We start from the raw sequence: 24538 nt of genomic DNA, 5'->3' as shown, positions 1-24538 counted from the left end.
TTAATGATCATGGTCAAAGAATTCTTTTTCGAACAAAAACAACACTTAATCACGGCGCTGGCTGCGGAATGTCAGGACGTTTTGCACGAAGCGTTAAGCAAACACGGTGCGGCAACCTTGTTAGTATCCGGCGGGACCACTCCGGCACCTTTGTATGAGGCTTTATCCAAAACCGATTTGAATTGGAAAAAAATTAAGATTGCCCTAGTCGACGAACGTTGGGTCGATAGCGATCATAGCGCCAGTAACGAAGCGCTGATCAAGCGCAATTTATTAATAAACAACGCCAAATCGGCCACCTTCACAGGCATGAAAAATTCGGCGCCCACTGCGGTCAAAGGCCAAGCGGAAACGGAAGCGAATTACCAAAAACTGCCGCAACCGTTTAGCCTGGCCATCGTAGGCATGGGGATCGATGGTCATACAGCTTCGCTATTTCCCGCTGCCAAAGGCTTGGAAGGCGCATTGAAAGCGGATGGCGAGCAATTGACTGCCGCTATCAACGCCATGCAAAGCGACGTAACAGGGCCTAATACCGAACGCATTTCATTGACGTTAACTGCCTTGATGAAAACCGAACGCATCGTCGTGTTATTCACCGGCGAAGACAAATTGGCGGTCTTCAACATGGCGCAAAAACCGGGACCGATAGCGGACATGCCCATACGCGCCATTTTGCACCAAGAACAAGTGCCGGTAGAACTTTATTGGGCGCCATAACCTCCAGCTTTGCCGACTGTTTTATTGCGGGGTAACAAGCAGTCGGCCCGGCTGTATTCAGGGCTGTTTAAGTCTATCGCATTAGTCTATGCACGCATCCACTACAGGATAATCCTATGAAATCTGACGAACGCCCCGTATCGCCGCGCAACTTACAGTTGGATTTCTTTCGCGGTCTGGCCTTGCTGGTAATCTTCATCAACCATATGCCCGGCAACCCCTGGTTTGATTTTACCCCGTCTCGCTTGGGGCCAAGCGATGCGGCGGAGACCTTTGTATTTTTATCGGGATTTGCCGCCGCAATCGCTTACGGCCGTTCTTTCCGTAATGCCGGCCTGGCGATAGGCTCGGTGCGCGTATTGTTTCGTTGTGCACAAATTTATGCCGCGCATATCGCTTTGTTCATACTGATGGTCACCTTATTACTGAGCATGCGCCATCTCAACCTGATCGGCGAAAACTGGCAACTGGATAATTTGCAATATTTTTTCGATGATACCGCAAACGCCGTACTAGCCTTAACCAGCCTGCGCTATGTACCAAATTTCATCGACATTCTTCCGATGTATTTCGTCATATTGCTTTGGTTGCCGGTTGTCTGGTGCTTATCCACGTTTCATACCGCGCTACCGCTTGCGTTTTCCCTGGCTTTATACCTAAGCGCCGGCTATCATGGCTGGGAGTTGATTGCCGACCCCGTGTCTCATCGTGCTTGGTACTTCAATCCATTTTGCTGGCAACTGGTTTTTTTTACCGGTTTTGCGCTTAGCAGCGGTTGGCTGCCGGTTCCAAGCGCTAATCGCCGCTTGATAAGCCTGTGCCTCATCTACGTTGTCTTTTGTTTTCCACTGGAAAATCCGTTAGGCTACGACAACTTACCCTGGTTCGCACAATTACGCGAAAATTGGGCCGCTTTGTTGAGTAAAAGCCAGCTCGGTTTTTTACGTTACTTGCACTTTTTAGCCATGACTTATTTGGTTAACAGTTTTATGCAGCGTCATCAACATTGGCTACACAGCAGGATAGCCGATAAAATCGTAATACTCGGCCAACAGTCCCTACCGATGTTTATGTTCGGAACCTGCTTGGCCTTTGTCGGCGGCATGCTGTTGGATAACATCGAAGTTAACTTATTAAATAGCGCATGGATCAATGTCGCCGGCCTTGGCATCATGTTATTGTTCGCTCAGGCGCTGCATTGGCTGGATCAAAAACCCTGGAAAAAGCTACCCGAGCAATCCGCCGCCCCTATCCGGCCGATTCATTATTGGCCTTCGCAAGCACTACTGGCCGGCGCGTTATTGTTACTTACGCTCAGTCCTTTGATGGTCATACAACAGTCTTCAGAGCCTGATTTAACCATGGCCGAGCTTCCTTTGGAGGATAAAGTCATTGTGCCTCCCGACGAGCAAGCCTTGGATACCGAAGAGGTAGCCTATCAACCCCCAGAACAACCCATCGCCCTGCCGGACAGTCTATAGCCTCTTGCAGGCCGTAATGCCAGCTTCGATAACCGGAATCATCCTCAATGCACCCGATACTAGAACAAGTCACTCAAGAAATCGTTAACCGCAGCCGAGATGGCAGACAAGCCTATTTGGCTCGCGTGGATTCGGCGATATCGGCCGGGCCGCAACGCAACCAATTGCCGTGCGCCAACCTAGCTCATGCCTTTGCGGTGTGTTCGGCGGCTGAAAAAGACGAACTGTCGCATAGCCCCAAGGCTAACGTTGGCATCATATCCGCTTACAACGACATGCTGTCCGCTCATGAACCTTATAAAGATTATCCGGCACTCATCAAAGCGGCTGTGCGCGAGGCTGGCGGGGTAGCGCAATTCGCCGGCGGAGTTCCGGCAATGTGCGACGGGGTTACTCAAGGGATGCCCGGCATGGAGCTGTCGCTGTTCAGCCGGGATGTCATTGCGTTAGCTACCGCTATAGGCCTTAGCCACAACATGTTCGACGCCGCGTTGTATCTGGGGGTGTGCGACAAAATCGTACCCGGACTATTGATCGGTGCATTGAGCTTCGGGCATTTACCCGCGGTTTTCGTACCCGCCGGTCCTATGCCTAGCGGCTTGTCCAACAAAGAAAAATCGCGTGCCCGGCAAAAATATGCCGAAGGTAAAATCGGCGAAAAAGAATTACTGGAATCGGAGGCTCAGTCTTACCACAGTCCCGGTACTTGCACCTTTTACGGCACGGCCAACAGTAACCAAATGATGGTCGAGATCATGGGCTTACACCTGCCCGGAAGCTCGTTCGTCAATCCCAACACTGCTTTACGAGACGAACTGACCAAAGCCGCCGCCAAACAAGTATTGAAATTCACCGCCGCCAGCGCAGATTTCCGGCCTATCGCTCACGTGATCGATGAAAAAGCCATCGTCAACGCGATTGTCGGACTACTGGCAACCGGCGGTTCCACCAATCACACTATCCATTTGATCGCCATCGCCAGAGCGGCCGGTATCATCATCAATTGGGACGATTTCGACGCCTTGTCTAAGATCATTCCGTTGTTAACCAAAATTTATCCCAACGGTCCTGCCGACGTGAACCAGTTTCAAACGGCGGGCGGCATGAGTCTGTTGATCCGCGAATTGTTGGCACACGAGCTGTTACACGGCGACATCTTGACGATAGGCGACCAAAAAGGCTTGGCCCAATATAGCCAAGTACCGACACTGGACAACGGTCGACTAGCCTGGCAGGAAGGACCTGCGCAAACCTTAGATGCGGAAATCATCGCCAGCGTAGCCAAACCCTTCGCCAATAGCGGCGGTTTACACGTGATGCACGGCAATTTAGGCCGCGGCGTCTCCAAAATCTCTGCGGTTGCCGAGAAACATCAAGTCGTAACCGCACCGGCAATGGTATTCGACGACCAATTGGATGTAGTAGCGGCGTTTAAACGCGGCGAGTTGGAAAAAGACGTCATCGTCGTATTGCGTTTTCAAGGTCCGCGCGCCAACGGCATGCCGGAACTGCACAAACTCACCCCGGTGCTGGGCGTGCTGCAAGACCGCGGTTTTCACGTCGCCTTATTAACGGATGGACGAATGTCCGGTGCATCCGGTAAAGTACCGTCTGCGATTCATATGTGGCCGGAATGTATCGACGGCGGCCCGCTGGCTAAAGTACGCAACGGGGATCTCATCGTATTAAACACTCAAACCGGGGAAGTCAACGTTCAAGTGGACCCGCAAGAATTCGCGGCGCGGGTACCGGCAGCCAATAGCGCGACCGGCCATCATTTTGGAATGGGCAGAGAATTATTCGGCGCAATGCGCGCCCATGCTTCGACAGCGGAAACGGGCGCAACCAATTTGTTCTTCGTAGATTAAAGGAATTAATGCACTTAACGGCGCGGATCTCCGAAACACACCAAGTTGCTAGGTCGCGTGCCGAATTTTAAGCTCGGCGGCCTTGCGCCAAAACCGGTTAAACCGATCAATTTGCCGCAACCTCGACGCGCTAGTCCCTAAAATGCGTCCGATCTACCCCGAGCCGACTTACAATAACAAGAAAATCACTCAATACTGGAAACGAGAAGATGTCAGTCACGATAAGCGAAGTCATGAATACATCGCCGGTGATGCCGGTCATGGTCATTAATCACATAGAACACGCGGTACCTTTGGCGCAAGCACTGGTAGCCGGAGGCCTAAAAGTCTTGGAAATTACCTTGCGCACCCCCATTGCGCTGGAATGTATCCGCCGCATTAAAGCGGAAGTGCCTGGCGCTATAGTCGGTGCCGGCACCATCATCAACACCCAGACCTTGGAACAAGCTATAGCGGCCGGATCGCAATTTATCGTCAGTCCGGGTATTACGCCTAGCCTGCTGGATGCCGCGTTGAACTGCGGCGTACCGGTTTTACCCGGCGTCAACACTGCCAGCGAAGTCATGTGTTTATTGGAAAAAGGCATCACCGCGATGAAGTTTTTCCCGGCCGAAGCCGCCGGCGGCATTCCTATGCTGAAATCCATCGGCGGCCCGTTACCGCAAGTCACCTTCTGCCCTACCGGCGGGGTGAATCCAAAGAATGCGCCGCAGTATCTGGCGCTGGACAACGTCGCTTGCGTCGGCGGCTCTTGGATGGCGCCGGCGGAGTTAGTCGATACCGCAAACTGGGCGGAAATCAGCCGCCGCGCCGCCGAAGCCGCGGCACTTAAAGTCTCCTAAAAACAAGCCTGGCCGAAAATCGCCGTTTCGGCCAGGCTGCTTTGTTTATACCGCTTTGCCCTCGCAATACCGTTTGCGGCTAATCGAAAGGTTGTAGCAAGTTTTTCAACAAGGCTTGATCGGTAATTTGAATAAAACGGTTTTGCACCACAATCAGTCCCTCGTCTTGAAATTTTTTCAATAAGCGGCTGACAGTCTCCAGCGCCAACCCCAAATGGTTGCCGATTTCTTGCCGGGTTAGCGACAGTTTGAATTCCGACGACGAAAATCCGCGCCGTTTCAAGCGCTCGGATAAACTCAGCAAGAAATAGGCTAAACGCTCCTCGGCCGGCCGTTTGCTTAAAACCAACAAGTTTTTATCTTCTTCCATCTTTTCCCCGGAATGACGAAACAATTCGCGGGTCAGACCGGGCAATTTTTGAAACAACTGGTCCAGACTATCGGCCGGCAACACGCAAAACGTCATGGTTTCCAACGCTACTGCCGCGCAGCCGTGCCGCTGCGTGGATAAACCGTCGAACCCTAATAATTCGCCCGGCAACAAAATATTCAAGATGTGTTCGTTACCGTGACTATCGTTGGCGATTAATTTTGCGCTACCGGATTTCACCGCCAAAATCCCTTTGAAACTATCGCCCTCGCGATAAATAAAATCGCCGCGTTGCAAGGTTTTTTTAGCTTTTACTACCTTGCTGATGTTATCGATTTCAGCTTGGGTTAATCCTCTGGGAAGGCAGATATTGTCCAGGCTGCAATTACCGCAAATAACTTGATTTGTGCTCACGTGAGGTTAATTCGTTTCTGATGCTTGTTGATAATAATCGACGATGCGCTCCACTTCGGTTTTGGAGCCGAAAATCAGCGGAACCCGCTGGTGTATGTCGTGAGGTTTGACATCCAACACCCGGTCTTTTCCGGTACTGCACACACCACCCGCTTGCTCGATAATAAATGCAACCGGATTAGCCTCATACATCAAGCGCAATTTGCCCGGCCGGTTAGGGTCGCGCAAATCGTAGGGATATAAAAACACGCCGCCGCGATTCAAAATCCGGTACACGTCGGCCACCAAGGACGCTACCCAACGCATATTGAAATTTTTGCCGCGTACGCCTTGCTCGCCGGCTAAACATTCGTCGATGTAACGCCGTACCGGCGGCTCCCAAAAGCGATGGTTGGACATGTTGATCGCAAATTCGCTGGTTTCTTCCGGAATGCGCATATTGCGGTGAGTCAGCATGAATTCGCCGATATCCTGATCCAAGGTAAAGCCGTTGACACCGTTGCCGGTAGTTAGCACTAACATCGTCGACGGCCCGTACAAAACAAAACCCGCGCAGACTTGCTCGGTACCTTTGCGCAAAAAATCTTCCGGTTCGGGATCTATCCCTTCCCGGCAACGCAATACCGAGAAAATGGTGCCTACCGTCAAATTGATATCGATATTGGAAGAGCCGTCCAAGGGATCGAACAGCACCAAATACTTACCTTTCGGGTATTGCTTAGGGATTTTAATCGGGTCGTCTATTTCCTCGGATGCCATGCCGCCCAAATGGCCACCCCAATCCAAAGCCTTGACCATGATGTCGTGGGTGATGATGTCCAGTTTTTTCTGAACTTCTCCTTGTACGTTTTCCGAGCCGGCACTACCCAATACGCCGATTAACGCACCGCGATTGACGCGATGGGAAATTTGTTTGCAGGCTGTACCGATATTGTTCAACAACAAGGTAAAGGTACCGGAGGCGTCAGGCAAGCCGCGTTGTTGCTCGATAATGAATTGAGTTAGTGTTACCGGGTCGGTATTTTGAGTCGTCTGGTTCATAGTGGGTGGAAATGCCGAGAATTAAGCGAAACGATCGATTGCGACAACTTCATCTAAGCTAAGTTGGCCGCCGCGGGCTTGCGCGGGTTCCAGGGCTTTACCGATGGCGACAAACATGCTGATCGCATAATCTTCCGGTAAAGCAATCAAATGTCCGACTTGTTCAAAGTCGAAACCATCCATCGGGCAAGAATCGTAGCCCATTGCCTTGGCTGCCAGCATCAAGGTTTGCGCCGCGATGCCACAGGAACGCATGGCCTCGTCGCGCTGCACCTGCGGTTTGTCTGAATAATAATTATGCATCGCTTGCAAAAGGAAAGCCCTCGCATCGGCAGGCGCGTTACGCCAATAGCGTTCCGGTTGTTTTTCCCAGGCTTTTAGATCGGCGCATAACACGATCAATAACGACGCGTCGGTAACTTGCGCTTGATCCCAAGCCGCGCTGCGGATTTGCCGGCGCAAATTGCTGTCCCGCACCATCAAAAAGCGCCAATGCTGGATATTGAAGGCCGTCGGCGATAACAGGGCTAACCTTAATAGCGAGTCGACTTCTTCACGGCTAATTTCGAATTCGGGATCGAATCGCTTTACCGCGCGGCGCGATTCAATGGCAAGACGGGTATCCATAGTTGAGTTTCAGTAGGGTGTTGGAGTCCGAGAGTAAGGCTATCGTTCAAACCTTCTCGCTGATCAAACCGGTCGTAGCTGTTCGAATGACGGAGGTAGGCAAAGGTTGTCCTTGATGAGCTTCCATAAATCCCATTTTTAATCCTTTTGCTTCGAGTTGGCGTTTGAGCTCATCCAAATGAGCGTTGATAGTATCCACGGTAGCGGAAACTTCGCTCCAAAACCGGGTATTGACGGAGCCGTCGTAACAGGAAATTCTGCAATGTATTGTACCAAGATTGGGTGGAGTGATGCTAATACTGACCGCCCAGTTGTTACGCTCTTCTCCCGAGTCCAAGCCGCTGTGCCGCTCGTGTTCGATGACCAGTTTAAGTGCGCTAGGCTGCTGGTCGCTATAAAAAGGAATTTCCACCATCCAACTCTGTTTTGCGGAATCCTCCCGCGGGAGAGAATTGAGCTGATCTAACGATAGCCTGGCATGCGTACTTTCGGCTTTACGCAAAGTCTCCTGCAACACTTCCGCAGACTCCCGCTGGAAACCGGTTTTCTCCGGTTCGGGTAAAGCCGGGCTTTTTTCGATAAATTGCATCAACTTTCCCAACTTGACTTTCAGATCGTCCTGTAAATTTACCTGCGCATTATCGGCTGCCGCTTCGGCGAGTTTACTTTCCATGAACAAACCCGACTGAGTCACTACCCGGCGCAATTCATTAGCCTCGGTCAATTGCCGTAACGATGGAACCGAATCGAGAATCTGACGGGCCAAATACTTTAAAGTCTCGGCAACCGTCGGTTCTAAACGAGCGTTTTGCTCGAGACTCAGCAATTGCTGCATCAACGGTATCGGCGAATCTTGCAACGGCAACAAACGGCGAACTGCAGCGGCCAGTTGCCGTTCGTCGAACACCTCGGGCTTGTCGATCTGCGGTCTTACTTGGATGACGGGGTTGCCGTCAGTAACGCTTAACCGAATTTCAACTTTACTGCCGACGCTTAATTCGGGTACGCGCACGCGCTCGTCAACCCGGTCGGAATCCGCCAAAGGTTCGCCGACTTTAACGAATGAGACCTCCTGCCGATGCGGAGCAAGCTTGACTTGTTCAAGGGTAACGCCCACTTCCGGGGCCTTCTGCCCTTGAACCGATTCTGAAGACAAACCGGGCAAAGATGACGGCGCTACCGACGGCGACGGCAGCGGCATATCCGGTTTAACCTGCGCGAAAACCGGCGCGACCGGAGCGTCGATTCGAACCGGCTGCGATACACCGGTTCGATTGGTTGCCGGACCGGTGACCTGCAACGGTTGCGCAATAGCCGGATCGAGCGGCTGCTTTAGTGTAAAATTTGCCGCCTCTTGTACTTTAACGCTGACAAATTGCAGCTGTTTGTTATCTACGGTCACAATAATAGCGGCGGGGTTTGCGACATGGCCGGCCATCGGCCTGGAAACCGTTTCCGCTGCGCCAACAGTCACAGTATCGGTTTTCAACTCCGCGACGGCTTCGATTCGGAAGCTAACCGTGCCGGGCAATACTTGAATAACGGTTGCCACTCTGGGCTGACCGTTCGCCAGTGGTAGTAAATGTTGCGGAAGCACTCTGGACGCCTCGCCGAGGGCCGGCCCTTTCGCCGCTTGCGTATCGGCTGCCGGGAAGGCCTGCGTCTTAGTTGGTTTCGCAGCCGAATCCGCCAAACTTGACAAGCTGAGTTTATCTTCGCTGACTTGCCGCACAACCGGAGCGACCAGCTCTTGTTGGGAAGTAAGCGGCGCGGCCGTTAGATTAGCCGCCGGCGCAGGGCTAACTTGTCCGGCCTCGGGTGCCACGGCAATCGTCCGTAAAATAAGCGCCGCAGGCGGTTGCGTGTTGTTCTTGACCGGTTCCGGGAGAATTTTAAATTCCGGATTCGCGCCTAGCTTTACCACCTGTAGCCGTAACGTCTGTCCGGATTGCAGCTCGTTAGGCCTATCGGCTTTGACCTGCAGGATTTTTCCGTCGATTTGTAACGTGAAGTTGTCCAGCGCTATTTGCCTTTCCAGCAATTTAGCCTCGATAATTTGATTCAACTTTAGCGGCATGCCCAAGAGCGGATCAATTTTGGCTGGGGTTGACGGCAAAGCCGTATCCGATAACGATATTAGATCCATACCCACCGCCTTAAGCCTGCCAAGATCGCGTTCATTCGGCCAAAATCATCCGCCGAATGGCCCGATGCCGTTACTCTAGCGGTATTAGTAACGGGGGATAGCGATTATTGCAAGCACAATTTTAGTGCATCCTTTACGCGCTTGGCGACGCTAATCCCGCTCTTGCCGAATCGAAAATTTAGCCGTCAATAACTCTTTCCGGTTTATCCGGAAAAACGTCAACAACCCTATTCTTCCAAGCTAAACGGCTCCCAATGAGAATTTTTTTGTCAGAAACGACAATCTCGCGCCAAATGCACCGGCTCCATGCGACTTCGTCTGCTGGCCTGAATATTTTGAGTATCTTCTGTTAAGTTTAATTCAAGCTTACAATGCGACAAAACACCCCGGGTTGATTTGGAGCTTGGTGTTATGCGTATCTTGTTGCTATTGCTAATCTTGCTTTCCCCTGCGGCATACTCGGACGCAGTGTACAAATGCACCGACCAATCCGGACGTATCGTCTACCAGCCCTCGCCTTGCTCCGGTGCGGACAAGCAGCGCTTACTGACAATCCCTAGCGACCCTCAAGCCAACGTAGAGGCCAAAGCGAAGTTGGATGCGGTTCAACAGGAATACGATGCAAGAAAACGCGAACAACAGAGCTTGGAACAGCAACAGTCGCAACGGCAAAGAGAAGCGGCCGCATTGGAAATAGCCCGGCAGAATGCCATAGCGCAGCAACAGCAAGCAATTGCCCAACAGCGTCAGGCCGAAGCCTTGGAGCGGCAAAACCGCCGGTCGGGCGGCTTTAATTATCCTTATTATTACGGTATGCCCCGCCCAGCCCCCATCCCCCATCCTTCACCGGGACAACAGGATTCGGAGCCCAACCAGCGTCACCCCTGGAAAAACTATCAGTAACTCCTGCTTTTTTCAGGAACTCCGGGAAACTGTTGTCAAGTTAATCATGAAAGAAGCGACACCTGATCGCGCAGATAGCCTGACAACTCGGGACACTACGCCGTTGCCCCGTCCGGTGCGCCGACCTCGGCCGGTTTAAGTGCATGACGTAGAACAACGGCAGTACGCAGGCGATTTTTGCCGAAACACGACATCCGTTCGAAGTCTTCCCGGGCTATCGGTACGAACTGACAATCCAGGTCGCTTTGCAGGCGTTCGTCCGGGTCGGGGTCGTGCATGTATAGACAATCTTGATCGAACCCGCTCATCGCTACCCAATGCGGAGCTTTTTTCCCGTCCATGGCAAAGGTACTGATCAGGATTAATGGAATTCCCCCGCTTTCGAATGCCGTCGTCAAGTCGCTCAAGGTGACATTCGAATAATGGATAGGAATGTTTTGCCGCTGCGCATCGCGTTTAAACCCCTTATCCACCAGATCTATGATTTGCTTTTTATCTTCGTTGCGAACGCTGTCGATGAATAACGGCCCGTGCTGATTGACCCACACTTCCACGGCAAAGCCGCGCCGTTGCGCAGCCAAAGCCAAACCGGTCGGATGGCAACCGCCGTGACCGGAGGTCATGAAGATGGTGGTCGCCTCGCGCCATAAATTGATTTCTTCGTCGCGAGACGGCCGATAGGTAGTGTCCAACGCCCGCATCGCCATCATCAGGGCTGCCGGGCCGCAGGTGAAAGGCGTGGTTTGTTTGAGCCACGGCAATGAACGGTGTTGCGGTTGATCGCTATAACGGCGAATCCGCTTTTGAAAACGCAAGGCGTCCTTGTGATCTTGATAATAGTCCCGATAGAAACCGAACTGCTGAAACCCCAAAGACCGGTACAACGCGATAGCCGCGCTATTCTCGACGCTAACTTCCAAGCGCAAATAAAAGCGGCCGTTATCCCTGGCAGCTTGTTCGCCGGCCTGCAGCAAGGTTTTAGCGATGCCTTGGCCGCGCAACTCCGGATCGACTGCCAGCGAATACACTCTGGCAAGGCGGGTGCCCGGATGATACAGAAACAGCACGTAACCGACGCAATGTTGGTTAATCTCCGCAACCAACAATAATCGGTGTTCGGTTTCGGTGGTTAACCAATGCCGAAAACTGCGCCGGCTTAAACGATCGCTACTAAAACACGCATTCTCCAAACTCACCAATGCATTCAAATCCGTCAATACGGCCGGCCGAATCAGCATCAAGCACCCAATCCGGCCAAGGCTTGCCCAACGGCTTGCCGTCCACGAAATAACACCAATTCCCGCCATGCCGGATCGGACGGGCAAAAATGCCGGTACATGGCTTGCCGATGCGCAATGCGCTCGGCTTCGTTGTCTTTTGCCGCCCACAACTTATGGTCGCGCAACAAGGTGTCGAACAATTGCTCGGTACTGTAGCTGCCGAACTCCAAGGTGACGTAACAACCGGAGTCGCCCATGACCGCATGCCAAAGGTAATCCAACAAACCCGTTTTAGGTACGGAACTGGAGGTACCGGCCAGCGGTAGCGTTAGCGCATCGCCGTACCAACGCGCGGCTAATTCGGCGGCACCGCTATCCGGCGGATGATCGCAAATCAGCTCGCCGTAGCCGTACGGCCCTAGCCCGGTATGTAAATCGATAACGCCCAAGCGCCGTTCGGCCAATGCGTAGCGTTCGATCAAGTCTTCGCAGACCAAGCGGCCGTGAGCAGAGGTTTGACCGCCATAGAAAGGACCTTCCGGATCCAGATATTGGCCGCCGCTCACGGCAATCTCCAAGGCTCGCCGGCCATGGTTGCGTTCGTATGCTTGCAGGGCGCTAAAGCGTAACGCCTCATCGTCGGCCCACAATGCGCTCTTCAATTGCCGATAGCCGTCGTTAATCGGCAAGGCAGCGGAAAAATCCACCGCATTTCTATTTAAATCCACGCCGTCGGCGTCGCAGCGCCTACACCAGGCGTAGCCCCACGGCGTCAACGCATGAAGGAACAGCAAAGCCACACCGTCCGGTTGCTGCAGATGACCTTGTTGTAGCAAACGCAAACAATCCAGCTGTATTGCGCTGCCGGCGAAACCTTCCACCCCATGAGTGCCGGCAATGATTACCAATACCGCCTCGGCGTCGTCGCTGCCCATCCAGACGCTGTCCGTGAATAAGGCTTCGCCTGCCGGCCCTTCTCCCGGACATTCAAATTCCAAATGCCGATGGCTGCCCGGTACCCCGGCCACACGCGTTAACCAATGCTGCCGCGCTGTTTCGTAACTCGCCGGGAACAAACCGACATCGACAATCGGATAGCACACAGTCATAAGCCGGGCCTCAAGCAAAAGTGCAGATAAGAAATTTCGTGTTCACATGTTACTCCTAGTTTACAATCCTGTTCGATTCTGCCACTTTCCGTTACCTATCTCTTTGCTCTGCAAACATGGCCACCACACTTTTGGTCGTCGATAATTTATCCGATTGGGGACCTTATTATCCTAGCGAACAAGTCATCAGCTTCGAAAATTATTTAGCGTCCACCGACAGCAAATCCGAACAACGAACCCGAATCATCAATTTATGCAACAGTTACGCTTATCTGTCAGACGGCTATTATTGTTCGTTACTGGCTGAAGCGCGCAATCACCACGTCATCCCTTCGGTCCGTACCATTAACGACCTTGGCAAAAACGCGCTGTTTCGATTGCAATTGGACGAATTCAGCCAACCTTTGGCCCGCGCATTCAAAAAACCCAGCCCATTAGGCGAATTCAAACTTTACAGCTATTTCGGCAGTACGCCGGAAGCCGATTTTCAAGAACTGACCCGGCGACTATTCGAACGTTTTCCCTGTCCGGTATTGGAAATTACTTTTCGCCTGCACCAGCAATGGGAAATTACCGATTTAAATGCCGTTTCCCCGCGCCAGCTGGACGATGCCATGCAAACCTTGTTTGCCGACGCATTAGACAAATTCAGCAAAAAAATCTGGCGTAGAAGCCGCGTTCGCAAAAACGCCCGCTACGATTTGGCCATTCTGATTAATCCTACCGAGAAATTACCGCCCAGTAACCGCTCCGCCCTGAAAAAATTTATCAATACCGGCCGGCAAATGGGTATAGACGTAGAGCTGATCACTCAAAAACATTATGGCAGGATTCCGGAATTCGACGGTTTGTTTATCCGCGAAACCACCGCTATCGATCATCACACTTACCGGTGCGCCAAAAAAGCCGAAGCGGAAGGCTTGATAGTGGTCGATGATCCCACCTCGATTTTACGTTGCGCCAACAAAGTCTATCTGGCGGATTTGTTTCGCACGCATAAAGTACCGACGCCCAAAACCTGGATTTTGCATAAAGACAATCGTAGCCATTTAGACCAACTGGAAAGAAATGCCGGTTTTCCGGTAGTGATTAAAATTCCGGACGGATCGTTCTCGCGCGGCATCGTTAAAGTCAACAACCGGCGCGAATTGGACAGCAAAGTCGCCGAACTATTCGAGCAATCGACGCTATTGTTAGCTCAAGAGTTTTTATATACCGAATTCGACTGGCGCATCGGCATTTTTAACCGTAAAGCCTTATACGCCTGCCGATATTTCATGGTGAAAAATCATTGGCAAATTTACCGGCACGGTTCCGGACGCACCGATAGCGGCGGTTTCGCCACGATGCCGACATTCGAAGTGCCTAAAGGCGTATTGGATGCGGCGCTCAAAGCGACCCAGCCGATAGGCAACGGCTTTTACGGCGTCGACGTAAAGGAAGTCGGCGGCAAGGGTTTCGTGATCGAAGTGAACGACAATCCCAGCATCGACGCCGGCGTCGAAGACAACTATTTAGGCGACGAGTTATATCGCGTGATCATGGCCGAATTCTTGCGCCGGATGGAAAATCGCAGTCGCGGTCTGGATAACGACGAAACCAATTAAGCTGCCTTTGTTTCACCGTCTGAGGTTTTGATAATCCGCGCACGGCTAACGTTTAGGCATTTCGCCGACCCGTTCGGCCAACCGATACTATTAATCCGGCATTTTAAAAAATCAGCCCCAAAAATTGTTTCAGCCCCCTATGAACATGTCCGACTTCGCTCAACTACCGCAAAAGCCCGTTCCTCGTTTTCCCGGCTGGTGGGCGGCATTAGGACCCGGCGTGGTCTGGATGGCTTTGGCGCAAGGCAGCGGCGAGTTGATTTGGTGGCCCTACATGATCGCCAAATACGGTTTGACGTTTCTATGGTTGCTGATGCCGGCCTGTTTGCTGCAATACCCGCTGAATTTGGAAATCGGCCGCTACACCTTGTTGACCGGGGAAAGCATTTTTCATGGCTTCATCCGCTTGCACCGCGGTTTCGGCATATTTCTGTGGATTTTGATGAGTGTTTCGTTCCTGTGGTTCGGCGCCTTTGCATCCGCCGGGGGGACGGCAATGGCGGAATTGACGCACTGGCCGAACGGCTGGAGCCAGCGCGAGCAAAGCCTGTTTTGGGGTTACGCATCGATAGCGGTATTCATCGGCGCGATATTGGCTAGCGGGGTGGTCTACACGCTGATCGAACGCTTTATGAAACTGGTCGCGCTGGTCACTGTGATCGGCCTGGTATCGGCTTGTATGCAAGAAGACGTAGTAGCGACTTTACCCGAATTCGTGCGCGGACTATTGGGTCCGACAGCAGCCATGCCCAGGCCGTGGCAAGCTTCCGACGCCAGCAAACTGCTAACCGCGATTACATTTGCCGGCTTGGGCGGTTTTTGGATCCTGTTTTATTCGTATTGGCTGCGCGACAAAGGCGCCGGCATGGCCGGCTTGATCGGCCGCATCACCGGCTTGGGCGGTGCCGAAGAAGCGGTTTCCAGCGACGGCATATTACCCAAGGACAACGAGGACAGCCGCGGTCAATGGAAATTGTGGAGACGCTTTCTCAGTCTGGACATCATGATCGGCATTATCGGCAACTTGCTGACGACGCTTATGACCTGTCTGTTAGCCTACGCCCTGTTGTTTCCCAAAGGGCTGTTGCCGCAGGAGTACGAATTAGCGGTGGTGCAAAGTCAATTTTTTGCCGTCAGTTGGGGAGAAATCGGCCGTTTGCTGTTTTTAGTCGTCGCCGCCGCTTTTTTGACCGACACTTGGTTGGCGACCGCCGACGCCGTCAGCCGCATCCAGGCGGACATCGTGCAGACGTTGTTCCCACGCACGAGAAACTGGCCGGCCCGCCGTTGGTATTACCTGTTTTTGGCTTTGTTGACGGTCATCACCTCGTTTACCATGCAGCTGGACGCGCCCGGCCCGTTGATATTGACCAGCGCGCTGATCGGTTTTGGCGGAACTATCCTGTTTCCGCCGGCATTGTATCTACTCAACTACCGCTTGTTACCGGCACATTTGCCGGAGTGGGCCAAACCCCGGGGTACGCCTTGGTTGCTGGGTTTGAGCTTTGTCGTGTATCTGGCGTTGGCGGCAGCCTATCTATACGCCAGTTTCCGCTTATAACCCAAGGCCGCACCTGCTGGCGCAAATGATAGAGACCGAGCGTATTTTGGCAGCATCTGCGGCGTTTCGCGGCCTACACCCCGATTTGTTGACATTCTTGGCCGCGTCGGCGCACTATCATCGCAGCGACTACGAAACGCCGCTGTTTGCTCCCGGCGATCCGGCCGGCGGACTGTATTGCTTGGGCAACGGCCAAGTCACGCTGTTCAACGCGCGCGATTCGGTGACTATCGAACAGCCTTTGGCGCGCCTCGACAGCCTATTCGGCGAGTTTCCGCCCGGACCCAATCCCTGTCATCGATACGGGGCCAACGTTGTAGCGAACAGTGCTTGGTTATATTGGCCCGGAGACGCATGCTTGGCGGCCTTAAGCTACGAAGCTTCGCTGGAACTCGCCGGTTACGACTGTTTGACGACCCGGCTGATTCGATGTCGCATGGCCGTTACGATGCGGCTTTGCGGGGCGTTTTCCGGACTTGCATCACCCGTCGCTCAAGACTTGAGCGAACAGCTCGCGCTCAAATTCGTGCCCGCCAGGCAAGATGTAAACCGGCTTTTATCTGCCGAACAGCCGGCCTTCTACATCGTGGTTGCCGGATGCCTAACCTTAAAAACGGCCAATGCCGGTAGTCGTCCAACATATCGTTTGGAACCGGGCGGGCTGGTAGGCGCAAATGACTATATGCCTTACCCGGATCAAGCGGCATTACAGACCAACAGAGATAGCTTACTCGCCTATCTGCCGATCGATAGACTGGAAAACTTGTTGTTGCGTCATCCTGTAGCCTTGAATCGCTTTTTGCTCGCTAAGCTAAACCGCCTCGAGCCTGCGGCATCACCGGTACCGGAGGATAGAAAAGCGGTTATCGCCCTGATCAATTTGTCCGATGCGGTAAATACCGGGCTTTTCGTCTCGCAGCTTTCGGATGCGTTGCGGACACAAGGCGCAACCGAGACGATTGATCGGGCGCATTTGCAGCAAAACAATGCCGCCTGCGCCGCTACCGATGCGGAAGATGCCATGCTGGCGGATTATCTGGCGGCTCGAGAACATACCAATCGCTTTTTACTGCTAATAGCCGGCACGGTATTCGATGCCTGGAGCCGGCGTTGCATGCGCCATGCGGATCACATCGTGTTGGTCGTTGCAGCCGGCGACTGTAAGCAGGTCTCTGCGCTGGAAGCGCAGATTGACACCTACCTGCAAGAGCAACAACTGCGCCCTCGATTAGTCATTCATCACCTTGCCGACACCGTTTCAATAGAACACAGCGCCGATTGGCTAAAACTTAGAAAAGTCGAAGCGCATTACCATGTGCGTTCGGCCAATACCGAAGACTTTGCCCGGCTGGGCCGCTTGTTGAGCGGAAGCGCCTATGGATTGGTCTTAAGCGGCGGCGGCGCCAGAGGTTTTGCTCATGCCGGCGTATTGAAAGCCATGCGGCAAAAAGCCGTCCCGGTCGATTACATCGCCGGCAACAGCATGGGGGCTTTGGTGGCCGCACACTATGCCATGCGGCAAAACCCTACCGACCTGTTGAATGCTTTGCTCGAATTGTGCCTGACCCGCGATAGCCTCACCCTGCCCTTAGTCTCGCTATTTTCCGGAACCCGAATCACGGCTGCCCTGCAAGCCTTGTTCAAACAGGTCGAAATCGAGGATTTGTGGTTGCCGTTTTTCTGCGTAGCCGGCAATCTTAGCGACGCTTCGCTCGAAGTATTCGAGAGCGGCCGGCTGACGCCGGCTTTGTTGGCTTCAAACAGCCCACCCGGCTTGTTTCCACCGCAAATGATAGCCGGTAACATTTTGGTCGACGGCGCCTTGCTGAACAATTTGCCGATAGACGAAATGCGCCGGCGTTTACCTCACGGCAGGATTATCGCAGTCGATGTCGATCCCTTGGAACCTTTGAAAGCCGATGCCGATTTATTAGGCGGCTTCAGTGGTTGGCAATGGCTACGCAATCGTTTCAATCCCATCAATTCGCCAACTTCCCATCCGCCTAGCTTGATGGAACTACTAAAGCGGGTTTGGAAACTAGCCGCGTTGGCGGCAAAAATGCGCAATCCGAATCATACGGCCGATTTGTTGCTGCGCCCGCCGGTTGCCGAATTTGCAGTAACCGCCTATGCAAAAGCTCACATCATCGCAGATATCGGTTATCGTTACGCACTGACGCTACTCGAGCAACCGAGCCCGGGTAATGCCTTGCTCCAACCGAACGCTGTTCCGGGCGATAAACCGGCGCAGGATCTTGTAGACAAGCTTTAATCGCCTTGCTCAACGTCGGCAAATGTAACGGTAGGAACATGCTGCCGTGCATGCCGGACACTTTGCGCATCTCTAACGGCTGTTTGAAAATCGTTGTCCATCCGCAAAACAATAAGCGTTTCAGCGGCCAAAAAGCGCTGGTTATCAATAAAACGGCACGGCCCTTGTACGGCCTCAAGCGATGCTGCGCCAAACCGGCGATTTGCATTTGCATGGCGGGATCGTTAACCATCGCGGCCATGCGCCTGTCGTCCAGATTAAGCCATTGAAAAATAGGCGACTTCACCAAAATTTTCAGCAGCGAGAATAAACGACCCGAGCGTAACAGGCTGCGCGGATAAACGCTATCCAACAATATCAAGCATTCGGGCTTGAGGTTATAGTGCAATCCCAATATTCTAGCGGTCTCCAATGCCGTAATGCCGCCGATGGAAAATCCGCCGAGATAAAATTTGTGTTGCTTATGCTGAGCAATCAAGGCTGCATATCCGCGGGCAATCTCTTCGATACTCGCGGCACCGTCATCGACGCGCGGCGGATTCAGAATATGTAATTTGCAAGAATTTCCCAACTTGTCCGCCAGCGCTCGAAAGCGAAAAAAATCGCCCTCGCCCGAAGCCGCCAAATAAAAATGGGTCAACTCCCGTTCCGAAATAGGCAATTTACACTCCCGGTCGAAGCGCTCCGGATGCGCATGGCAAAGCTGAGCTGCTTGTTCGGCAATCGTCGGAAATTCCAGCAAAAATGCTATCGTTTGCCGGCAACCAAAACTTTTTTCGATGGCCACAATCAAACTGATCGCGGTTAACGAATCCGTATCCTGCTCAAAAAAATTATCTTCGACGTTCAGTTGCGGATTTTTTAACACCTGCCGCCAAATTTCGAGCAATTTAGCTTCCATCGCATTTGCAGGCAACCTTGGCAACGACGCTTGTTTAGAGACTGCCGGCAGCGGCAATTGATCGTAAGCAATTTTACCGACCGTTGTGGTCGGTAAAGCCGCCATAACCGAGATGAGTTTCGGTATCATGTAATCCGGCAAGCGATGTCGCAACAAGGCATACAAATCATGCTGCAAATCCGTAGGATTCGGGGCTTGCGATTCGACATAAGCGACCAGCACTTTTTGTCCTGTTCCACAGTGCGCGGTAACCGCCGCGCGCTGCACTTCGCCATGCTGCAGCAATGCAGATTCAACCTCGCCGGGCTCTATGCGATAGCCCCCCAGTTTGACTTGTCGGTCCAAGCGTTCTGAAAAATACAACCGTCCGTCGGTACCGATGTAACCGCAATCTCCGCTACGGTACACACTGCCGTGATTTTGTTGATCGAACGGATTCGCTACAAATTTGTGGGCGGTTAACGCCTGTTGATTCAAGTAGCCTTTACCGACGCCCGAGCCACCGATGACGATTTCTCCGTGCACGCCCAACGGCAACAATTGCATGCGTTTATCGACCACGAATATGCAGGTATGGTCAAGCGGACTACCGATAGGTAGAGGCTCCACGTCGTCGACCGAACATTGCCAGGCACTTGCCAAAATGGTAGTTTCCGTCGGTCCGTATACGTTAAACAATTTGGCCCCCGTCCTTTTGATAAAAGCCGCCGCCAAACCGGCGGGCAGAGTTTCTCCTCCGCAACAGGCGATCCGCAGAGGAATGCGCCCGTCGCCCGGTAAGCCTTGCAATAAAGCCTTTAGGCTGCCGGGCACCAATGCCAAGGCGTGTATAGCTTCGTCGATCACGAATTTGGCAAAGGTTTCCGGCGTGGGACGTTGCCATGGTGCCAATATTAAGCAGGCCCCCTGAGTAAGCGATAAACCGATTTCGATTAACGCCGGGTCAAAGTGGGTTTGTACGTTTTGTCCGACATGCTCCCCCGGCCTGATTTCGAACTGCTGTTGTAACCAGGCTAAGCGTAGCGACAATGCACGGTGATGGATTTTTACCCCTTTAGGTTGCCCGGTACTGCCCGAGGTGAAGATTAAATAGGCCGTATCCTCCGGTTGCGGATGAGAGAAACTCAAGGGATAACTAGTCAGTAAGATGTTTTGGTCAACCCAGATGATGTTGGTGTGCAAACCGGACACCGATACACCGTCTTGAGTTACCGCCAATAGCGCAGCTGCTTGCCCTTGACTGAGTAGGTGGGCGATACGTTGCGGCGGACTTTCGCAATCCAAAGGCAAATAGACCGCCCGGATTTTTAAGATAGCCAATAAGCTGACGATCGTTTCCGGACAGCGCGGCATGCACACCGCTACCACGCTTCCCGTCCCGCAATGGCGAAGTTGCAATTCATGGCCTAAGCGATCACTTAATCCGTCCAATTCGCGATAAGTAAGTTGCTTTTGCCCTGATCGAACCGCTACCGCGTCCGGCGTATTGGCTACCCATTGCTTGAATTGGCCGATGACGCCAACGAAGTCCGGCAGCTCCTGTTGCCTATTAAATATATGAAATATATATTCTTTTTCGCTATACGGCACCAAATCCAGCTGCCAAAGCGGTAACTGCGACCTGACAGTCACTTGCTGCAACAAGCCAATAAAGCGCGCGGACAGATAGGCCAATTCGTCTTGATTGAAACACGTTTCCGCCGCCTCGAACACAATTTCCACGTCCCGCTGGGCGCTAAATTCGCAAACTGTTACGGCTAGGGGATAGCGAGCGACACCGCTAAACAATTGGCAGGCTTCAACTTCCGCATGGCCGAATTTTACCGAATAGTCCTGGCGTTCGTAGGACAGCACCAAGTCAAATAAACTGTCCCGTTTGCTTTTCAACAAATGTAAACGTTGATTGATGGCGCTCAACGGAAAGCGTTGATGTTTATGTACCTTTCGAATCGCTACGGAAAATTGCTTCAATAATTCGTCGAAACACGTTTCGAAATCGAGGTCTATGGAAAGCGGCGACAAACTGGCGAACATTCCCAACACGTTCTTGAAACGCGCTCCGGCCCGATTCAACGACGGCAAACCTACCGTAATGTGCGGTTGCTGGTGCGCCCTGGCAAAATAAACGCACAGCGTAGTCAGCAGCAAGTGATAACAGGTCGACTGCCGCGTCTGCGCCCATTGTTCCAATTGATTGTACAGTGTACGAGATATTCGAAAGCGATGAAGAACTGCCCGAGTTGCTTCGACGTGCCGATTCGCTTGATATTTCTCGCGCAGCAACAGTTCGGGTATCTGCGGGATTTGTTCCTGCCAGAACTGTGCGTCGCGCTGATAGGTCGGCGACTCGAGATAGCTTTTTTCCAAACCGACGAAATCGGCAAAATTCTCTTCGCCGTTGTGCGGTATTTCGTTTTGCGCTAGTAAACAATTATAAAGCGTTGCCAAACGGTCAATGACGATTTTGGTACTCCAACCGTCGGCAATGACATGATGGTATTTGGTTAACAACGCAAATTTCCGCTCAGTCAGCTTTAGCAACGCAAATTGCCAGTAGCAACCATCCCCATCGACGTCAAACGCTTCTGAAAATCTGGCAGACAACCATTCGTTAGCTTTGAACGTCGGATCCGGCGCCGCTGAAAAATCCAAGAACGGAAACTCGACCGTCTGCTTAGACTTCACCGAAGTAATGAGTTGGCCGTTTCGAGTGTGCGTTATTCTAGTACGGAGTATAGGGTTTTCCGTTACCAGGCACTGAATAGCTTGTTGCAATAAATTTTTATCGACATGACCGTATATCAGCAAATAACCGCCTATGTTGTACATAGGACTATGCGGTCTGGCAATTTGATCGTACCAAATGGCTTTTTGATTCTCAGTCAGCTGCATCGGCTAGTCTTCGTCCAAGAAATATACTCACCTTGACGTGATCCGCTGGAAGAATTCCCTCTTTGAAAGTCCTAAGCTAGACCATTTTCAATCAGCAAATGCTAATTTGATCCGGGTTTTGCAGTCTCAGAGGCAGTCGGATACCCATAAGTCTGACAGTATATGCTTACAGAACAAAAATTGCCGAACAATATACAGTTTTATCGATTTATTGTTTTCTAATGCGTGCTTGCTGTAGTAATGCGTCTATAAAAAATCGGCAATAGGACGGCAAATAGAGTTGCTGCAAATAGGCGATTTTGGTAACGGACGGCGGGATGAGATGTTTTAACGAAAGCGCCACCAAGTCCTCATCTCTCTCCGCTTCGTATGAAGTTTCCGCGATGATGCCCACTCCTAATCCTAGCCTAACGTAAGTTTTAATCACGTCGGAGTCGGCGGCGGCAAGTATGATATCGGGCTGCAAGCCCGCGTCTGAGAAGGACTTATCGATTGCCCCCCTACCGGTAAAGCCGGGACAATACGTTAAGATGGGGAAAGCAGCCAAATGTGTTAGCTCAATAGGCGTTTGCAACAACACATGGTTTTTAGGCACTATCGCCACGTGATGCCATTCATAACAAGGCCGTATCACTAGACGTTCGTCTTCGGCCAATTTTTCCGTGCAAATCGCAATGTCGGCTCGGTGTTGGTGCAGTAGGTCGATCAATTCACCCGGGGAAGACTGCACCATATAAATTTTAACGCTCGGATAACGGACTCTAAAGTTCTGAACGGGATTCGGCAACAAATACTTGGCTTGGGCATGCGTAGTTGCGACATGCAAGGTGCCGCTTCGGTTGTCGCGAAAATCATCGGCCATGGTCTGAATGTTTTTTTTTGCCTGATGAATGCGCTCCACTTCACACATGATGCGTTCACCTAACGGCGTAAGCCCCAATAGGCGTTTACCATGCCTCTCGAACAACGGCGAGCCCAGTTCGGACTCTAACATCTGCAATTGGCGACTGACCGCTGATTGCACAACATGCATGCGCTCAGCGGCCTTACTTAGATTGAAACCAGTCTCTTGCAGGGTACGCAACAACTCCAGTTGACTCAGATTCATAAACCGGTGAAATCAATCCGCACTCAAAATTCGGCAAACGAGCGATACCGCTCCGGAACAGAAAAAGCTTCCGCAACCGGCAAACAGGTGATATACCCTTGATAGGTATTCAGCGCTTTGGCAAAGCCGGGCTCTTGCTTTAACGCCGCTATACCTTGATCGGCCAATTTTAAAACATAGGGTAAGGTAGCTTCGGTCAGAGCTAACGTGGACGTTCTCGGATAAGCGCCCGGCATATTGCTGACACAATAATGCGTGACTCCGTGTTTTATGTAGACAGGTGCATCGTGTGTGGTCGCTTGCGCAGTTTCGATACAACCGCCTTGGTCGATACTGACATCAACGATAACGGCTCCCGGCCGCATACTGAGCACCATTTGTTCGGTGACGACATGAGCGGCCCGAGCACCATGTATCAATACCGCACCAACAACCAAATCTGCATCTCGAACAAGCTCTGCGATAGTGGCCGGCTCGGAAATAACATATTCGATCAACGGCGAGATTTCCCGCTGCATTTTGAGCCCATTTTCCGGAAATAATCCGGCTACCGTTACGTTAGCGCCTAAGCCGATCGCCGTGCGGGCCGCGTGGGTACCGACAATCCCATCTCCGATGATCAAAACATTCCCATGGCGCCGCCCTAACACTGAACCCAACATGACGCCGTTACCGCCATGACAAGCGGCTAAGTAGTAACAACCCATTTGTACTGCCATGTTACCCGCTACCGCGCTCATAGGGGCAAGCAAGGGTAATCTAGCGTCCGGCCCCTCCAAGGTTTCATAAGCCACAGCGCTAGTCTTGCCGTTTAACAATGCTTCGGTCAACTCCCAGGGCACTCCGGCAAGATGGAAGTAGGTGAAAACAATTTGATTGTTCAGATAACCATACTCCGCTGCGATAGGTTCTTTAACTTTTACCACTAAATCGCATGCCCAAGCCTGATCGACAGTCACTATGGAGGCACCAACCGACCGGTAAGCGTCATCGCTAAATCCGGATCCTTTCCCGGCGCTTTGTTCCACGCACACATCATGACCGTGCGCGACCAGCACCGACACACCTTCCGGCGTAAGGCCTACCCTGTTCTCTTTGACTTTAATTTCCTTGATTAACCCTACTTTCATAAATCGAACTCCTCTTGAATGCGCTGAGCGGTCAAAATTTCAATATCCGTATCAAGACCGGGAACATCGTAGCGTCGAACATAAAATCCGATTTAACGGGCCTGCCATTCGCCATGTCGCAGGATTGTCTAATACCCATCAAGCGCCGATCTCGAATACAAATAGTATTTGTATCTATGCCGAATAAAGCAGGTTTGATGCCAATTGTTTAAAAAATCGGCGGCTGATAGACGCAAAATTTAAACTTCTTTATCCGCAATGAAACTCGCATGATTCGGGTACCGTTCCGCTATTCCATTGTTAAGCGCCCATCAAAAAACTCGAAG

The 24538-nt window shown here is 52.1% G+C and carries 16 protein-coding genes and 1 pseudogene; 8 read left to right on the top strand and 9 right to left on the bottom strand.

What is annotated here, in order from left to right; all coding sequences use genetic code 11:
* The first annotated feature begins 3 nt into the window (after positions 1–3).
* The 4 genes from pgl (at position 4) to F1E05_RS10145 (ending at position 4911) form a co-directional block, all read left to right on the top strand.
* Positions 4–720, top strand: coding sequence for a 6-phosphogluconolactonase (gene pgl, locus F1E05_RS10160; RefSeq protein ID WP_232056842.1), 717 nt, complete (start codon positions 4–6; stop codon positions 718–720).
* Positions 721–836: 116 nt separating this feature from the next.
* The gene (locus F1E05_RS10155) at positions 837–2201 is read left to right on the top strand and encodes an OpgC family protein (protein WP_150048183.1); all 1365 of its coding nucleotides are present in this window, start codon (positions 837–839) and stop codon (positions 2199–2201) included.
* Between the two features lie 47 nt (positions 2202–2248).
* Positions 2249–4069, top strand: a complete 1821-nt coding sequence (edd, locus tag F1E05_RS10150; RefSeq protein ID WP_150048182.1) for a phosphogluconate dehydratase — start codon at positions 2249–2251, stop codon at positions 4067–4069.
* Positions 4070–4278: 209 nt separating this feature from the next.
* Positions 4279–4911, top strand: coding sequence for a bifunctional 4-hydroxy-2-oxoglutarate aldolase/2-dehydro-3-deoxy-phosphogluconate aldolase (locus F1E05_RS10145; RefSeq protein WP_150048181.1), 633 nt, complete (start codon positions 4279–4281; stop codon positions 4909–4911).
* Positions 4912–4990: 79 nt separating this feature from the next.
* Here the strand turns inward: F1E05_RS10145 and F1E05_RS10140 are convergent, their stop codons facing one another.
* From F1E05_RS10140 to F1E05_RS10125, 4 genes are read right to left on the bottom strand one after another with little or no spacing between them, the layout of a single operon-like run.
* Positions 4991–5695 (bottom strand): helix-turn-helix domain-containing protein, encoded by a 705-nt coding sequence (locus F1E05_RS10140; protein ID WP_150048180.1) that lies wholly within the window; start codon positions 5693–5695, stop codon positions 4991–4993.
* A 6-nt stretch (positions 5696–5701) separates the two neighbouring features.
* The gene (locus F1E05_RS10135; RefSeq protein ID WP_150048179.1) at positions 5702–6736 is read right to left on the bottom strand and encodes a class 1 fructose-bisphosphatase; all 1035 of its coding nucleotides are present in this window, start codon (positions 6734–6736) and stop codon (positions 5702–5704) included.
* Positions 6737–6757: 21 nt separating this feature from the next.
* On the bottom strand, positions 6758–7363 hold the full coding sequence (locus F1E05_RS10130; protein WP_150048178.1) for a nitroreductase family protein: 606 nt from the start codon (positions 7361–7363) through the stop codon (positions 6758–6760).
* Between the two features lie 46 nt (positions 7364–7409).
* A complete protein-coding gene (locus tag F1E05_RS10125; protein WP_150048177.1) occupies positions 7410–9509 on the bottom strand; it encodes a flagellar hook-length control protein FliK in 2100 nt (699 codons plus the stop codon).
* A gap of 411 nt (positions 9510–9920) precedes the next feature.
* On the opposite strand from F1E05_RS10125, the gene F1E05_RS10120 reads away from it, so the two are divergent.
* On the top strand, positions 9921–10412 hold the full coding sequence (locus tag F1E05_RS10120; protein WP_150048176.1) for a DUF4124 domain-containing protein: 492 nt from the start codon (positions 9921–9923) through the stop codon (positions 10410–10412).
* A 95-nt stretch (positions 10413–10507) separates the two neighbouring features.
* On the opposite strand, the gene F1E05_RS10115 is transcribed toward F1E05_RS10120, so the two are convergent.
* On the bottom strand, positions 10508–11650 hold the full coding sequence (locus tag F1E05_RS10115; RefSeq protein WP_150048175.1) for a GNAT family N-acetyltransferase/peptidase C39 family protein: 1143 nt from the start codon (positions 11648–11650) through the stop codon (positions 10508–10510).
* Positions 11650–12741: a DUF2817 domain-containing protein gene (locus tag F1E05_RS10110; RefSeq protein WP_150048174.1), complete on the bottom strand. Its 1092-nt coding sequence runs from the start codon at positions 12739–12741 to the stop codon at positions 11650–11652. Before F1E05_RS10110 ends, F1E05_RS10115 begins: the two co-directional genes overlap by 1 nt.
* 116 nt (positions 12742–12857) lie before the next feature.
* On the opposite strand from F1E05_RS10110, the gene F1E05_RS10105 reads away from it, so the two are divergent.
* The 3 genes and pseudogenes from F1E05_RS10105 to F1E05_RS20580 all read left to right on the top strand — a co-directional run.
* A complete protein-coding gene (locus F1E05_RS10105) occupies positions 12858–14348 on the top strand; it encodes a RimK family protein (protein WP_150048173.1) in 1491 nt (496 codons plus the stop codon).
* Positions 14349–14493: 145 nt separating this feature from the next.
* Positions 14494–15909 carry an Nramp family divalent metal transporter gene (locus F1E05_RS10100; RefSeq protein ID WP_190303304.1) on the top strand — a complete coding sequence of 472 codons (1416 nt, stop codon included), beginning with the start codon at positions 14494–14496 and terminating at the stop codon, positions 15907–15909.
* A gap of 25 nt (positions 15910–15934) precedes the next feature.
* Positions 15935–17746, top strand: a pseudogene (locus F1E05_RS20580) (patatin-like phospholipase family protein); the annotation flags it as partial.
* Between the two features lie 307 nt (positions 17747–18053).
* Here F1E05_RS20580 and F1E05_RS10090 read toward each other — a convergent pair.
* The 3 genes from F1E05_RS10090 to ald form a co-directional block, all read right to left on the bottom strand.
* Positions 18054–21974: a non-ribosomal peptide synthetase gene (locus tag F1E05_RS10090; RefSeq protein ID WP_150048171.1), complete on the bottom strand. Its 3921-nt coding sequence runs from the start codon at positions 21972–21974 to the stop codon at positions 18054–18056.
* A gap of 208 nt (positions 21975–22182) precedes the next feature.
* Positions 22183–23082 (bottom strand): LysR substrate-binding domain-containing protein, encoded by a 900-nt coding sequence (locus F1E05_RS10085; protein WP_150048170.1) that lies wholly within the window; start codon positions 23080–23082, stop codon positions 22183–22185.
* A 23-nt stretch (positions 23083–23105) separates the two neighbouring features.
* Positions 23106–24212 (bottom strand): alanine dehydrogenase, encoded by a 1107-nt coding sequence (ald, locus tag F1E05_RS10080; protein WP_150048169.1) that lies wholly within the window; start codon positions 24210–24212, stop codon positions 23106–23108.
* Positions 24213–24538: the final 326 nt, after the last annotated feature.

The sequence above is a fragment of the Methylomonas rhizoryzae genome (assembly GCF_008632455.1).
Lineage (GTDB): Bacteria > Pseudomonadota > Gammaproteobacteria > Methylococcales > Methylomonadaceae > Methylomonas > Methylomonas rhizoryzae.
This window is presented reverse-complemented; position numbering and strand designations above follow the sequence as displayed.

Coding starts and splice junctions, on each gene's coding strand:
- pgl (WP_232056842.1), top strand. CDS start 4: ATGATCATGGTCAAAGAATTCTTTTTCGAACAAAAACAACACTTAATC.
- F1E05_RS10155 (WP_150048183.1), top strand. CDS start 837: ATGAAATCTGACGAACGCCCCGTATCGCCGCGCAACTTACAGTTGGAT.
- edd (WP_150048182.1), top strand. CDS start 2,249: ATGCACCCGATACTAGAACAAGTCACTCAAGAAATCGTTAACCGCAGC.
- F1E05_RS10145 (WP_150048181.1), top strand. CDS start 4,279: ATGTCAGTCACGATAAGCGAAGTCATGAATACATCGCCGGTGATGCCG.
- F1E05_RS10135 (WP_150048179.1), bottom strand. CDS start 6,736: ATGAACCAGACGACTCAAAATACCGACCCGGTAACACTAACTCAATTC.
- F1E05_RS10130 (WP_150048178.1), bottom strand. CDS start 7,363: ATGGATACCCGTCTTGCCATTGAATCGCGCCGCGCGGTAAAGCGATTC.
- F1E05_RS10125 (WP_150048177.1), bottom strand. CDS start 9,509: ATGGATCTAATATCGTTATCGGATACGGCTTTGCCGTCAACCCCAGCC.
- F1E05_RS10120 (WP_150048176.1), top strand. CDS start 9,921: ATGCGTATCTTGTTGCTATTGCTAATCTTGCTTTCCCCTGCGGCATAC.
- F1E05_RS10115 (WP_150048175.1), bottom strand. CDS start 11,650: ATGCTGATTCGGCCGGCCGTATTGACGGATTTGAATGCATTGGTGAGT.
- F1E05_RS10110 (WP_150048174.1), bottom strand. CDS start 12,741: ATGACTGTGTGCTATCCGATTGTCGATGTCGGTTTGTTCCCGGCGAGT.
- F1E05_RS10105 (WP_150048173.1), top strand. CDS start 12,858: ATGGCCACCACACTTTTGGTCGTCGATAATTTATCCGATTGGGGACCT.
- F1E05_RS10100 (WP_190303304.1), top strand. CDS start 14,494: ATGTCCGACTTCGCTCAACTACCGCAAAAGCCCGTTCCTCGTTTTCCC.
- F1E05_RS10090 (WP_150048171.1), bottom strand. CDS start 21,974: ATGCAGCTGACTGAGAATCAAAAAGCCATTTGGTACGATCAAATTGCC.
- F1E05_RS10085 (WP_150048170.1), bottom strand. CDS start 23,082: ATGAATCTGAGTCAACTGGAGTTGTTGCGTACCCTGCAAGAGACTGGT.
- ald (WP_150048169.1), bottom strand. CDS start 24,212: ATGAAAGTAGGGTTAATCAAGGAAATTAAAGTCAAAGAGAACAGGGTA.